Genomic DNA, 13,545 nt, shown 5'->3' on the forward strand with positions numbered 1-13,545 from the left:
GGCGATGTCGGTAGGTCGCGCGGCGATGTGCCATTGCAGGTTTTTGCGCTCCACGCGGCTCTGCGCTCCGCGATAGCCGGAGTCACCCCAAACGTGTTCTTCCTTGCCATGCAGCAGGTCGGCCACCAGCACCATCACTTTGGAAATGAGGCAGGGCCGGGCGATGCATGAAACGCCCAGCAAAACCCAGGTCTTTCATGCCGTGGCGAAGTGGCGCTGGCTCCTGCTGCGCACGGGCTTGCCGGTTGGGCACACTGCCGATCGATAGCGCAACACATGGTCCGCAGGCAACGCACTGCATACCCATGAAGCGGGGTACGCCCCGTAAATGTCAGGCGACACGAGAAACAGAAGTGGCCGCGGAAATCTGGACAGCGGGCGATGCGCCTCGCGTACGGCGTACTGCTCGCGAAAGTAAGCGGTCTACCGCCTGCGGCGCACAATGGAGGCAGCATTGTTCTGCGTGAGCCAAGCGGCTGTTGGGTAGGTGGCTAGGTTGTGGGGTAGGAGAGCCAATCGGTCCCGCAGGGCGCGCCAGTGCTCAAGTTTCGCGGACGCCCTCTCCGCCAGCACGCACTCTGAAAACGCCCCCGCGAGGGGCTTTTTCATTGGGAAAACAGTGACTTTCCCGTCCCGCACGCCGGCTGATGGAGGACTGGGCCGCTTTCCTGACAAAGCCGTTGGCCACCGAGGGAGACGCGCCTCCCCCAAGCAAACGGACGGCGTGATAAGCCCTGTCTGCCAGATCTGGCACAGGCGTATAGCGGAGCGACGTGCGGCCAATGCGAAAAAACCTGCGGCCATGTGAGGCGAAGAGGAGCAGCTCGAGGTTGCGCAGCAACTCGCTCGCCCAGCTCGGTCCTCACGTTACGGCGATTCGTCGCAAGGGCATGGAGTAGGGCCCCAGCCCACCTCCTTGCGCTTCAATGCCGGTGCGTGTGGTGAACGTCCGGCACGTGCGGATGGCTGTGGCGCGCAGGTTCATGGCGGTGAGCGTGGCTGTGCTCTCCTGCGCGTATCGGATCATGCACATGCTCGTGATGCCCGTCATCGTGCCGGTGGGCATGTTCGTGCTCCAGCGCTTCGTGCAGGTGTTCGTGCTCGTGCCGTTCGTACAGGTGCACGACGACCCCGGCCAGCATCAGCGCGCCTCCGCCCGCCATCCCCCAGCTCAGCCCGCGCTCCCCGAGCGCAATGGCCACCGCCGCCCCGATGAAGGGCGCGAACGCAAAGACCGACCCGGTGCGGGCAGCACCGAACGCCCGCTGGGCGAGGAGGTACAGCCGCAGGCTGAGCCCGTAGCCGGTGGCACCGATCGCGAGCAGGGCCAGGACCTGTCCCCACCGCGGCCAGGATTCGCCCGAGCCGAGCGCCAGCAGCAGCGCCGCCGGCGCGCCGAGCGAAGCCTTCGCGAGCACCACCTGGGCCGGGTCGCGCTCCGCCACGCCGCGCGACAGGGTGTTGTCGATGCCCCAGGATGCCGTGGCCAGCAGTACCGCGAGGAGGCCGAGGAACTGTGCCTGGCCGGCGGCACTTCGGTCGAGGACCAGCAGCAAGCCGCCGGCGAGCAGCAGCAGCATCGCGATCCAGACGCGCCGGCCCATGGATTCGTGATACAGCAAACGGGCCAACAGGGCGGTGAACAGTGCCTCCAGTGCCAGCATCAGCGTCGCGCTCGTGCCGCTGGTGTGCTGCAAACCCCAGGCAAGCGCCACTGGCCCGATCACTGCTCCGAAAGCCGCCATCGCCACCAGCCGGGACAGGTCGCTGCGGCGGACCTTGGCCTCGCGTTCGGCGGGCCGGCGCAGCAAGGCGCCGAGCAAGGCAGCACCGGCATACAGCAGGGCCGCGGTGCTGAAGGCACCGACACCTTGCCCCGCCCGCTGCACAAGGGGCGTGCTGATGCCGAACAGAGCGGCGGCGAGCACGGCAAGAAAGCCGCCGCGCGATGCGGGCCAACGGGACGACGCGAACAACATGGTCTGTGACTGTAAAGCGGCGCCTCCGGGCGCGGCAGCCGCGGCCAGACCGACCGATGACAGCGTCCGCCGTCCAATCATGTTTGTAGCATACGCTACGCACGAGTTATAGTCGCGACATGCTTTCAGACCCGGGCTGGCTGCTGCTGGTCGTCTCCCTCCCGACACCGAGTGCGACCGCGCGCATGCGGGTGTGGCGCGGGCTCAAGGCCCTTGGCTGCATGGCGCTTCGCGACGGTGCCTACCTGCTGCCCGCCGACGGTGAGCGCGAGCAGGCCCTGCGCGAACTGGGCGACGAATGCGCCCGCGAAGGTGGCGTCGCGTGGCTCATGGACGTGCAGCCGCGCGCGACCGAGGAGACCCAGGCGTGGCGGCAGTTGTTCGACCGCAACGCGGAATACGCGGAACTGCGCAAGTCCTGGAAGGACGCAAACCCCAGCGTCGGCAGCCTCTCCACGAGTGAGCTCACGCGCCTGCAGCGCAAGCTGCAGCGCGAGTACGACGCCGTGCGCGCCATCGACTTCTTTCCGGCGGATGCGTCGGCGGAGGCTCACGCCGCCTGGACCGACCTGAATCGCCGCATCGACCAGTTGCTCTCGCCGGAGGAGCCGCACGAGACGCAAGGCGGCATACCAAGGCTGAATGCGGCGGACTACCGCGGCCGCACCTGGGCGACGCGCCGCCGGCTTTGGGTGGACCGGGTCGCGAGCGCCTGGTTGATCCGGCGCTTCATCGACCCGGACGCCCGCTTCAAGTGGCTGCAGCGGCCAGCGGATTGCCCGAAGTCGGCGCTCGGGTTCGACTTCGACGGCGCGGCGTTCACGCACGTCGGCGACCGCGTCACCTTCGAGACCCTGTCGGCCAGCTTCGGCCTGGAGGCAGACCCTGCGCTGGCGCGGCTTGCAAGACTCGTGCATCACCTGGACGTGGGCGGGGAGCCGGTGCCCGAAGCGATCGGATTCGAGGCGGTGATCGCCGGCGCGCGCGAGCGCCTGGACGATGACGACGCCTTGCTGGCCGAAATGACAACCATGCTCGACTCGCTGTATGCCCATTTCACGCGTGCCGCCGCAGGCCCGAAGACCTGAGGAGAAACAGATGAACGACATGGCCGCCACCGAAGCGATCGGGCAACCGGCAGCCGCCAACTACACGCTGTGGGAGTTGGTGCGCTACATGCTGGGCCTGGGCACCTGGGGCTTCGGAGGTCCGGTTGCCCTGGCCGGCTACATGTACCGCGACCTGGTGGAAAAACGCCACTGGATTTCCGAGAGCGATTACAAGGAAGGCCTGGCGCTCGCGCAGCTGATGCCCGGGCCACTGGCCGCACAACTGGCGATCTATCTCGGCTACGTGCACTACCGGGTGCGCGGCGCGACACTGGTCGGCCTGGCCTTCGTGCTGCCCTCGTTCTTCATGGTGGTAGCGATTGGCGCCGCGTACGTGGCTTACGGCGGCATCGGCTGGATGCAGTCGGTGTTCTACGGGGTCGGTGCGGCGGTGATCGGAATCATCGCCATGAGTGCCTACAAGCTGACGACCAAGAACATCGGCCGCGACAAGCTGCTGTGGGCCATCTTTCTGGCCAGTGCGGCCGTCACGGTGATCACCAAATCGGAGATCGTCTGGGTGTTCCTCGGCGGCGGCGTGCTGGTCTGGCTGTGGCGCACGCCGCCGAAATTCACCGGCCGCGTACACGCGGTCGCTGCGCCACTGGCCGCCTCGTTCGCCGCCGGTGCGGTCGATTGGCACAAGCTGGGCCAGATCGGCGCCTATTTCGCCTATGCGGGCAGCTTCGTGTTCGGCAGTGGCCTGGCGATCGTGCCCTTCCTCTATGGCGGCGTCGTCAAGGAGTACGCCTGGCTCACCGATCGCCAGTTTGTCGACGCCGTGGCGGTGGCGATGATCACTCCGGGACCGGTGGTGATCACCACCGGCTTCATCGGCTATCTGGTGGCGGGGTTCTGGGGCGCTGTGGTGGCCGCAGGCGCGACCTTCCTGCCCTGCTATCTGTTCACCATCCTGCCGGCACCTTACTTCAAGAAGTACGGCAAGCGCCCGGCCATCGTTGCCTTCGTCGATGGCGTCACGGCCGCCGCGATTGGCGCCATCACCGGCGCGGTGATCGTGATCGGGCAGCGCTCGATCACGGACTGGGTCACCGCGGCGCTGGCGTTGATCACGGTGGCTGTCTTGTGGCGCTTCAAGAAGGTCCCCGAGCCAGCGATCGTGGTCGTCGCGGCGCTGATCGGCCTCGTGGTGCATCCGCTGTTGGTCCGTGGGTGAGCGGGCAAGGAGTTCGCGATGATCAGGATTCCGCTGGCCATGCTGGCCTCATTCGTGTCGACCAGTGCCCTGGCGCAAAGCGCCAACTTCGACACCGACCCGGTCGGCGCTCCGCCGATGGGCTGGATCTGCGGCGTCACCGGCAGCGGCAAGCCACATTGGGCGGTCGCGGCCGACCCCACTGCGCCGAGCAAATCCAAGGTATTGATGCAAAGCGGCAGCGGCACGTTTCCGTGGTGCGTCAAGAGCGGCACGGCGATCACCGACGGTTTCGTCGAGGTGAAATTCAAGCCGATCTCGGGCCGCGAGGACCAGGCCGGGGGCGTCGTCTGGCGCTGGAAGGATGGCGACAACTACTACGTCGCACGCGCCAATGCGCTGGAGAACAACGTATCGCTCTACTACACCGAGGGCGGCCGGCGCAAGACACTGAAGTACGTCGACGCGCCGGTGGCGGGCGGCGTCTGGCACACCCTTCGGGTCGAATTTGCCGGCACGCACATAGCTGTGGCTCTGGACGGCAAGCGCGCGATCGAGATCGAAGACAAGCACATCGGCGGACCGGGCGCGGTGGGCGTGTGGACCAAGGCCGACAGCGTGACCGCGTTCGATGAATTCGGGTACGGTGCCGCGCACCCTTGACGCCACAGGCGCACGCTCGAGAGTGGGGCAATCTTTAGGGAGACATGACATGTCAGAGTGCCATCTTCAAGAACCGGTCCTGGCCTGCTCATTGGCCCTTGGCGATCAAGCAGCACAAACCTGTGGCCGTCCTGTTGGTGGCCGATGGTGGCAACGTCATCGAACTGACCTACGACCTCTTGGACCGCAAGCTGATGCAAATGCGCCATCCATAGCTGCAGAGGGCGCTGAACATTGAGGATCAATAAAAAAGACAGGTGAGGAAATGAGGGGATTTCACAAGGAGAGTCCGAATGTTTCGTTCCCTTTGTATTGCGCTGGCTCTGGCCGGCCCCTGCGTCCAGGCCGCCACCGCGCCGATGGACACTGCAGCCATTGAATCGATTACCGGCCTGAAAGGCAGCTACGACGCGGCCGAAAACGTATTCAAGGTGAGCAAGCCGCGCGACGACGTGAAGATCACCGTCGATGGCGCGCCGCTGACACCCTTCCAGGGCCTGACCTCCTATGCTGCCTTCACGCCGATGGGGCGTGCGACCATGGTCATGGGCGATACGGTGCTGCTGGAGGATGAAGTGAACCCGGCGATGAGCGCGGCACTCGACGCAGGACTCGAGGTCACTGCCCTGCACAACCACTTCTTCTTCGACCAGCCCAGGGTGTACTTCATGCACATCGGCGGCTCGGGAGACGCACGCAAGCTGGCTGCCGGCGTGAAGGCGGTGTACGACCGCGTGGCGCAGATTCGCGCCGCGCAGGCCGCCCCTGCGGGCCACTTCGCCGGCGAGTTTCCCACGACCAGCAGCCTGTCCGCGGCCCCCCTTGCGCAGATCCTCGGTGCCAAGCCGGACACCAAGGACGGCATGGTGAAGTTCACGCTGGGCCGCAGCACCCGCATGCACGGCATGACGGTGGGCAACCAGATGGGCGTGAACACCTGGGCCGCCTTCGCGGGGAGCGACGACAGCGCGGTGGTCGACGGCGACTTCGCGATGCGCGAGGACGAGTTGCAGTCGGTGCTCAAGTCGATGCGCGCCAGCGGCATCAACATCGTCGCCATCCACCAGCACATGACCAACGAGAACCCGCGCGTCATGTTCCTGCATTACTGGGGCAAGGGCAGGGCAAGCGACCTGGCGACGGCGGTCAACAACGCCGTGCAGACGCAGAAATCCATGCACTGATGTCGCCGAGCTTTTTCATTCTTCACTGAGGAGACCTCATGGAACTGCAACCCATGCCGCTGCCCTTCGAGCCAGCGAGCCTTCGCGGCCTGTCGGAACGACTGATGGTCAGTCATCACGCCAACAACTACGGCGGCGCGGTCAAGCGCCTCAATGCGCTGCGCGCTCAGCTCGCAGGACTCGACCCTGCAACTGCGCCCGGGTTCTCGTGGAACGGCCTGAAGCGCGAAGAACTGATCGCGATGAATTCCATGCTGCTGCATGAACTCTATTTCGCCAGCCTCGGCGCTGGCGAGCAGCCGATGGATCCCGCCTGGGCCCTGGCGCTCGCCGCGAACTTCGGCAGCGTGGAGCGCTGGCAGGCCGAGTTCAGCGCTTGCGGCAAGGCGCTGGCAGGAGGCTCCGGCTGGGTGCTGCTGACGTTTCTGCCGCGCGAGGGCACACTCGTGAATCAGTGGGCGGCGGACCATACCCACGCAGTTGCCGGTGGGGTGCCCCTGCTGGCCCTCGACATGTACGAGCACGCGTACCACATCGACTACGGTGCTGCAGCGGCGGGGTACGTTGACGCGTTCATGGGCAACATCCGCTGGCAGGCGGTCTATCAGCGTTACCAGGCTGCCGTGCATGCGGCCAGCGAGCCATTTGCCTGTGAGCCGCAGCAGATCGACAACGACCTGGTCCTGGACGTCAGGCGTGACGGGCCGTTCGCGCAGTCGCAAGAGATGATTGACGGTGCCCAGCGGCGCGACCCGGCGGCGGTCGCCGAATGGTCCGGTGAGCTCGATCCGCGCCGTCCCGTGGTCGTGTACTGCGTCTACGGCCATGACGTGGGACGCGCCACGGCATTGCGGTTGCGGGCAGCGGGCTTCAAGGCGCGCTTCCTGCGCGGCGGCATGTCCGCCTGGCAACAGGCCGGCCGGCCGGTGCAGCCAAAGGTCTGAGGACGAGACCTACCTACGGGTTCACCTTGATGCGCAGAACTGTGTAGACGAGAAGCACCGCGTAGAGAACAAAGCCCAGTGAGACTGCCGCGAAGAATCCCGTAATTCCTGCGTCGAGCCAGTAAATTGCCGCAAGTGCTCCTGCCGCGCTCACGAACAACCGAGCGGCGTTTGCGCTCATTGCCGCAAAACCACGGCGATAACCTTGACTCACAAAAAACAGCCCGAGCCCCAGCCCGAAGCACACGTAAGAGGGACCAACGATGCGCAGGTAAAGCGCTCCCAGCCGCGCCACTGTGGGGTCTGCGCTGAACAGGGTGAGCCACAGGTTCGGCTGGAGTGCTGCTACCCATCCAATGGTCCCGCAAACCGCTGCAATCGTCAGTGCGCCCGTCCAGGCGATGCTCTGCGCACGCTGATACTGTTTCGCGCCCCAGTTGGTCGCCACCATCGTGACGATGGCGGTGCCGAATCCGAACGCCACCGGCTGCATGATGTATTCGAGACGCGCTCCCATGGCGTAAGCGATTGCGGCTTGCGCCCCGAATTGCCCGGCAATCCCGGTGAGCAACACCACCGAGAGATTCGTGATCGCGGTATTCACCAAGCCGGGCACGCCCACCTTGAGAATGTCGGCGAACAGTTCCCAGCGTGGCGCGATGCCGTGGAAATCCAGTCGAATGCCGGCGGCGGAGGAACGCAGATAGCCGATGATCGCGAACGCTCCCAGCGCGAAGGGGATCACCAACCCCAAGCCGGCTCCCGCCGGACCCAGCGCCGGTATCGGGCCCCAGCCGGAGATCAGCAGCGGCGAGATCGCGATGTGCAGGATCACGCATGCTGCCAGCAGAACAGCCGGCAGGCCCATGTTGCCCGTTCCGCGTACCGCGTTCGCCAGGAGGTTCATCACGCAGATGCACACGGCACCGCCCAGCGCGACGTTCGAATAGGCGAGCGCGTCGCTGAGCATCTCCTCGCGGCCGCCCATCGCGCGGAAGATGTACGGTCCACCCAGCAGCATCGCCGTTGAGAAGACCGCCGAAAGCGCGATCGCCAGCAGAAAGGCATGGAACACGAGTTCGTCGGCGGTGTCCCTTCGGCCGGCGCCGAGAGCGCGTGCCACGGCGGACGACACGCCCGCGCCCATTCCGCTGTTCGTGGTCTGCAGCACAAGCATGACCCATGGAAATGCCAACGACGCGCCCGCAAGCGCGTTGGTGCTGATGCGCCCGAGAAAAAATCCATCAAAAGTAATCATGCCGACGAACGCCAGCAGATTCAGAACGTTGGGCGCCGAGAGCCGCAGCAATGTGGGGAAGATCGGCCCCTCGAGCAGAAGCTTGGATCGGGCCGCAGCTGAATGCGGCGGCGCAGGCTTTGCGGCCGGGGATGATGCAGAAGAAGCGGTGGCACGCTGCGTCATAAGCGCTCCTGACCCTTGTGGGGATCGGAGCAGCGCTTGGACCGGGCTGGTCTTGGACGCCGGGCGGCTGCGTAAGGGCCCGATGGCCTCGGACTGACCGAAGCGAAGCGAATTATAGGCACGACCGCCGACCGGCGTGCAACCGCCAGCCAAGGTGAGCGCTGCGAGCGCCACAAGCGCTTGGGCGCTGCTCGCGACTTGCCTGCATGCGTGCTTCTCGGCGACAGCTTGCTTGTGTTCGCCGGCCCGAGCCAGAAGCCGGTTCCCCGGTCAGTCGATGTTCACAGTCCGCAGACGCAGTGAATTGACGATGACGCTGACGGAGGACAGCGCCATGGCCGCCGCCGCTACAACGGGCGACAACAGCAGTCCGAAGGACGGGTAGAGGACGCCAGCGGCAAGTGCCAGACCTACCGTGTTAAACGCGAACGAGAACAGAAGATTCAGCTTTATGTTCTTCATCGTTGCGCGAGAGAGCTTGCGCGCTCGCACAATGCCCATCAGGTCGCCGTGCAGCAACGTGACGCTCGCCGCTTCGATGGCGATGTCCGAGCCGCCCGAGACCGAAATGCTTGCCGGCGAGGCCTCGCTCAGGGAAACGGAATCGTTGACACCGTCACCGGCAAAAGCGGGTTTGTGCCCTTCAGCCTTCAGTTTGCGAATCACCTCCGCCTTCTGTTCAGGCCTGACTTCGGCGACGACCTCAGTGATGCCCAGTTGATGCGCGACCGCCGCGGCCGTTGTCTGGCTGTCACCGGTCAGCATCATGAGGCGAAGGCCTTCTCCCTGCAGCGCCTTGATGGCCGCTGCAGTCGTTGGCTTGACTGGGTCTGCGATGGCCACAAACCCGGCGAGCTTGCCTCCAATGCCAACGTAGATGACCGTCGCGGCGTTCGCTCGCTGCGCTTCGGCCAGGACGTTCAGCGCTGAAGTGTCGATGCCGTGTTCTTCCAAGAACCTGGCGTTACCGGAGACGATGACAGCCCCCTGTACGCGACCCACTACTCCTCGGCCAACCGGAGAGTCGAAATCCTCGACCGGGGCCAGTTCCAGCTTGCGTTCCAACGCGGAGTTCATGATTGCGAGCGCCAGGGGATGCTCACTGGCGCGCTCCACACTCGCCAGCTTCTGCAGAACGTCCTCGGCGCTGAAGCCGGGTGCTGGCTTGATATCAACGACCTTGGGCTTGCCCTCGGTGAGGGTTCCGGTCTTGTCCAGAACGACGATGTCGACCTTCTCCAGAGCCTCCAGAGACTCAGCGTCGCGTATGAGGATGCCCCTCTGAGCTGCGCGCCCGACGCCCACCATGATGGACATCGGCGTCGCCAATCCCAGTGCACAAGGGCATGCAATGATCAGGACGGCCACGGCTGCCGTGAGCGCATAGGAGAACCTCGGGCTCGGTCCCCAGAACATCCACGTTGCAAAGGTGAGCACAGCGATAAGGACAACGGCCGGAACGAACCAGCCAGCGACCTGGTCCGCCAGGCGCTGGATGGGCGCGCGGCTACGCTGGGCCGCGGCCACCATATGCACGATTTGCGAGAGCAGCGTATCCGCGCCAACCTTCTCGGCACGCATGACGAAGCTGCCGGTTTGGTTGACGGTGCCGGCCGTCACCTTGGAGCCAGGTGCTTTGGCGACGGGAATGGGCTCGCCGGTGACCAACGACTCGTCGACGTTGGCCTTGCCTTCCATGACGAGACCGTCAACAGCAATCTTCTCCCCAGGCCGCACGCGCAGCATGTCACCAGTTTGGATAGCATCCACCTGCACGGTGTCGTCGGCCCCATCCGGGTTCACACGGACCGCTGTCTTGGGTGCCAGCTCCATGAGTCCCTTGATGGCGCCCGAAGTCTTTTCACGAGCTCGGAGCTCGAGGACCTGGCCAAGGAGCACCAGCACGGTGATAACGGCGGCCGCCTCGAAGTACGCTGGAACCGCGCCGTCTGCGGTACGAAGTTCGGCCGGGAACATTCCCGGCAGCAGGGTGGCCACGATGCTGTAGCCCCAGGCCGCTCCCGTGCCGAGCGCGATGAGGGTGAACATGTTCAGGTTCCGCGTCTTCAGAGACACGGCGGCGCGAACGAAGAACGGCCACCCGGCCCAGAGAACCACTGGTGTGGTCAGCAGCAACTGGACCCAATTCGAGGTCTGTGCATCCAGGACGTGCATGTTGAAGAAGTGGCTGCCCATCTCCAGCACGAACACCGGCAGCGTAAGTACCAGGCCAATCGAAAAGCGCCGGCTCATCTCCCGTAGTTCGGGACTGTCACCGGGGTCTGTGGTCGCAATCACCGGCTCCAGGGCCATGCCGCAGATAGGACAGTTGCCTGGCTCCATCTGACGGACCTGCGGATGCATGGGGCAGGTGTATTCGACGTCCTTGTTGCCCTTGACCAGAGCGGCCGGAGGCGTGGCGGGACCAACATGAGGGTGGTGATGCCGCGCGTGGCCGTCATCATGATGTTCGTCATGGTGGTCGTGAACTGGGGTAGGTTGAGCCATGTTGTCTCCTAGGGCGGGTCGGCACGCAGAACATCTTCAACCCTCCCATGATGGGAGGGTCAACCGCCCTGGGCCCAATCCCCCGTTTCAGCAAGGTTGCAGCCGCAACTTGACCTTCCCATGGGGGGAAGCCTCAACATGCAGGATGCGTGTTCAAAAATCAGTGGTGGCGGACAAAGGTGGTGGCTACAGGGAACTGTTGGTGGCGAGGCAAGTCTCTCGACCGGCTGCATGCGTTCTCGGCTGTGATATGGCTGGGGTTGCGGCCAACACCCCCGTGCTAGCATTGAATCAGTGAAAACCCTTCGCGTCTGGCTTGTCATCCTGCTGGTTTTGCTGCTTCCGGTCCGGGGCGCAGTCGCCGCAGGCATGCTGTGCGAGTTGGATGCGCATTTAGGCGGTTCTGGCTTGGCGACTGCCCATGAACACGTCCACGTGCACGACCATGCTGGACATCACGCCGCTGGTCGGCATGAACACACAGTTCACGCTCACGATAGCTCGTCAGACCAGCTGGCCAGCGCGGAGACCACTGCTGACCACAGCAACGCTAGTTCTGGAGCGGACTCGTGCGGCCTGTGCACGGGGTGCTGTTCGGCCACTGCAATCGTCAGCAGTGTGCCGGTCGTGGTGCCTCCCAAGGCGCTGAATTCCGTCTCCTTTCCTCCCTTTGCCGCCGCCGCCCCGAGCTTCATCTCGGGCGGACCCGAGCGGCCTCCACGAACCGTCTGACCCATTGAGGCCTCCGCGCGAGGCCTGATGGCGCTCGTGCGTCCACACGCGCGGGCATCCGTCGACCGAGGGGTCGACAGCTCAGATGACTTCGAGAAATGAAACAGAACACCCTTTGGGTGGCAGCGGCCTTGGCGCTGTGCCTTCCCATACTGGCGCAGGCGCAAAGCGACCCTGCAGACAGCAAATCGCCTGCAGTTGCACCTCGGTTCGAGTCCGCCTTCGCGGATTACAAGCCGTGGAAGGACGTCTCCGCGGGTGACTGGCGAGCGGCCAACGAGGCAGTTGGCCCGGGCGCGACCGCTGCGGCTCAAGGCGGTCACGGCCCCCCGGCTGCAGTTGCTGCACCCGCCGCAGCCCAAAAAACGGCTCCTGCGGCCGCGGCGTCCAGCCATGAAGGGCACGACATGCACGACATGGACCACATGCAAGGCGGCCAGAAATGATGCGCCTCATTGCTGTCGTCGCGTCCGTTGTGGTCCTTGCCGGCTGCGCCTCGTTCTCTCCTGATGGCGGGATGGACAAAGTCTCTGAGCTCACGAAGGAGCGCACCGGCCAATCCGTCGCTGTGCGGCGGTCGCAGTCCGATGCCGAGGGCGCGCGTGCCCACGTGACCGAACTGCTGAACGGGCCGCTCACGGCGGACTCCGCCGTCGAAGTTGCTCTCTTGAACAGCCGTGGCCTGCAGGCACAACTGGGCGAGCTGGGTGTCGCCGAGTCCGAGCTGGTGCGCGCCGGCCGTCTTCGCAATCCCTCCTTCAGCTTCGGTCGCCTGGCGGGCTCCGCGGTGGTGGAAATCGACCGCGCGGTCATGTTTGACGTATTGGGCCTGCTGACGATGCCCGTGACCAGGCAGGTGGAGCAGCGCCGGTTTGAGCAGGCTCAGTACCAAGCGGCCTCTGACACTGTGGGCTTGGCGGCCGACGTTCGTCGGGCGTTTTTCGAGGCGGTCGCATCGCAGCAACTGGTGACCTACTTCAAGCAGGTCAAAGACACCGCTGATGCGTCCAATGAGCTGGCACGCCGCATGGTCCAGGCGGGCAACTTCCCCAAGCTGACGCAGATGCGTGAACAGGCGTTCTACGCCGACTCCACTGCGCAACTCGCGCGCGGGCAACACCAGGCGACCGCCGCCCGGGAGCGACTCACGCGGCTGCTCGGCCTCTTCGGGGACCAAGTGCAGTTCCAGCTACCGGGCCGCCTGCCGGACCTGCCGAAGCAGCCTGCGGAGCCGCAGAACGCCGAACAGACGGCCATGGAAAAGCGCCTGGACGTGTTGATGGCCAAGCGTTCCACTGAGGCGACCGCGCGCGCACTGGGGCTGACCAAGGCGACGCGCCTGGTGAACGTCCTGCAGCTTGGGTACCAGGACAAGAGCCAGACCGGCACCCCGAGGGAGAACGGGTACGGAATCGAGATCGAGCTGCCACTGTTCGACTTCGGCTCGAGCCGCGCGGCGCGCGCGGAAGCCATCTACATGCAGGCAGTCAATCGCACCGCGCAAGTGGCGGTGAACGCGCGCTCCGAGGTGCGCGAGTCGTACTCCGCTTACCGCACCGCATTCGACTTGGCCAGGCACTACCGCGACGAGGTCGTTCCCCTGCGCAAGCGAATCTCGGACGAGAACCTGCTTCGCTTCAACGGAATGCTCATCGGGCCGTTCGAGCTGCTTGCTGACTCGCGCGAGCAGGTGACCAGCGTCACCGGCTACGTCGAGGCACTCCGCGACTACTGGGTAGCGGAAACGAACCTGCAGACGGCGATTTTCGGCCGCTCGCCTGGTCCCGGCGGGAGTCCAACACCTTCATCCTTCAGCGCGACGGCGGCAGCTGAGAGTCACTGAAAAC

General features: G+C 65.0%; 10 protein-coding genes. 7 read left to right on the top strand and 3 right to left on the bottom strand.

Annotation, left to right across the window (positions count from 1 at the left end; all coding sequences use genetic code 11):
* Positions 1-923: 923 nt before the first annotated feature.
* Complete coding sequence (locus tag JWP60_RS10410) at positions 924-1,979, bottom strand: DMT family transporter (RefSeq protein WP_299790272.1); 1,056 nt, start codon at positions 1,977-1,979, stop codon at positions 924-926.
* A gap of 119 nt (positions 1,980-2,098) precedes the next feature.
* On the opposite strand from JWP60_RS10410, the gene JWP60_RS10415 reads away from it, so the two are divergent.
* The 5 genes from JWP60_RS10415 to JWP60_RS10435 all read left to right on the top strand — a co-directional run bounded on the left by JWP60_RS10415 (position 2,099) and on the right by JWP60_RS10435 (position 7,035).
* The gene (locus JWP60_RS10415; RefSeq protein WP_299790274.1) at positions 2,099-3,067 is read left to right on the top strand and encodes a chromate resistance protein ChrB domain-containing protein; all 969 of its coding nucleotides are present in this window, start codon (positions 2,099-2,101) and stop codon (positions 3,065-3,067) included.
* Between the two features lie 10 nt (positions 3,068-3,077).
* Positions 3,078-4,265 (top strand): chromate transporter, encoded by a 1,188-nt coding sequence (locus JWP60_RS10420; protein ID WP_299790276.1) that lies wholly within the window; start codon positions 3,078-3,080, stop codon positions 4,263-4,265.
* A gap of 18 nt (positions 4,266-4,283) precedes the next feature.
* Entirely contained in the window at positions 4,284-4,907 is a 624-nt protein-coding gene (locus JWP60_RS10425; RefSeq protein WP_299790277.1) for a hypothetical protein, read from the top strand.
* A 359-nt stretch (positions 4,908-5,266) separates the two neighbouring features.
* Entirely contained in the window at positions 5,267-6,091 is an 825-nt protein-coding gene (locus JWP60_RS10430; protein WP_299790468.1) for a DUF1259 domain-containing protein, read from the top strand.
* A gap of 38 nt (positions 6,092-6,129) precedes the next feature.
* The gene (locus JWP60_RS10435) at positions 6,130-7,035 is read left to right on the top strand and encodes a Fe-Mn family superoxide dismutase (protein WP_299790278.1); all 906 of its coding nucleotides are present in this window, start codon (positions 6,130-6,132) and stop codon (positions 7,033-7,035) included.
* A gap of 13 nt (positions 7,036-7,048) precedes the next feature.
* Here the strand turns inward: JWP60_RS10435 and JWP60_RS10440 are convergent, their stop codons facing one another.
* The gene (locus tag JWP60_RS10440) at positions 7,049-8,458 is read right to left on the bottom strand and encodes an MATE family efflux transporter (protein WP_299790279.1); all 1,410 of its coding nucleotides are present in this window, start codon (positions 8,456-8,458) and stop codon (positions 7,049-7,051) included.
* Between the two features lie 270 nt (positions 8,459-8,728).
* Positions 8,729-10,966, bottom strand: coding sequence for a copper-translocating P-type ATPase (locus tag JWP60_RS10445; RefSeq protein ID WP_299790280.1), 2,238 nt, complete (start codon positions 10,964-10,966; stop codon positions 8,729-8,731).
* Positions 10,967-11,796: 830 nt separating this feature from the next.
* On the opposite strand from JWP60_RS10445, the gene JWP60_RS10450 reads away from it, so the two are divergent.
* Together JWP60_RS10450 and JWP60_RS10455 are read left to right on the top strand one after the other, a co-directional pair.
* A complete protein-coding gene (locus JWP60_RS10450; RefSeq protein ID WP_299790282.1) occupies positions 11,797-12,144 on the top strand; it encodes a hypothetical protein in 348 nt (115 codons plus the stop codon).
* Positions 12,141-13,541: a TolC family protein gene (locus JWP60_RS10455; protein WP_363320837.1), complete on the top strand. Its 1,401-nt coding sequence runs from the start codon at positions 12,141-12,143 to the stop codon at positions 13,539-13,541. Before JWP60_RS10450 ends, JWP60_RS10455 begins: the two co-directional genes overlap by 4 nt.
* Positions 13,542-13,545 lie beyond the last annotated feature (4 nt).

The organism is Ramlibacter sp. (genome assembly GCF_028291745.1).
In the GTDB taxonomy this organism is placed as follows: Bacteria; Pseudomonadota; Gammaproteobacteria; order Burkholderiales; family Burkholderiaceae_C; genus Ramlibacter.

Bases quoted from the DNA above. Each gene is read 5' to 3' on its own strand.
- JWP60_RS10410 (WP_299790272.1), bottom strand. From the start codon at position 1,979: ATGTTGTTCGCGTCGTCCCGTTGGCCCGCATCGCGCGGCGGCTTTCTT.
- JWP60_RS10415 (WP_299790274.1), top strand. From the start codon at position 2,099: ATGCTTTCAGACCCGGGCTGGCTGCTGCTGGTCGTCTCCCTCCCGACA.
- JWP60_RS10420 (WP_299790276.1), top strand. From the start codon at position 3,078: ATGAACGACATGGCCGCCACCGAAGCGATCGGGCAACCGGCAGCCGCC.
- JWP60_RS10425 (WP_299790277.1), top strand. From the start codon at position 4,284: ATGATCAGGATTCCGCTGGCCATGCTGGCCTCATTCGTGTCGACCAGT.
- JWP60_RS10430 (WP_299790468.1), top strand. From the start codon at position 5,267: ATGGACACTGCAGCCATTGAATCGATTACCGGCCTGAAAGGCAGCTAC.
- JWP60_RS10435 (WP_299790278.1), top strand. From the start codon at position 6,130: ATGGAACTGCAACCCATGCCGCTGCCCTTCGAGCCAGCGAGCCTTCGC.
- JWP60_RS10440 (WP_299790279.1), bottom strand. From the start codon at position 8,458: ATGACGCAGCGTGCCACCGCTTCTTCTGCATCATCCCCGGCCGCAAAG.
- JWP60_RS10445 (WP_299790280.1), bottom strand. From the start codon at position 10,966: ATGGCTCAACCTACCCCAGTTCACGACCACCATGACGAACATCATGAT.
- JWP60_RS10450 (WP_299790282.1), top strand. From the start codon at position 11,797: ATGAAACAGAACACCCTTTGGGTGGCAGCGGCCTTGGCGCTGTGCCTT.
- JWP60_RS10455 (WP_363320837.1), top strand. From the start codon at position 12,141: ATGATGCGCCTCATTGCTGTCGTCGCGTCCGTTGTGGTCCTTGCCGGC.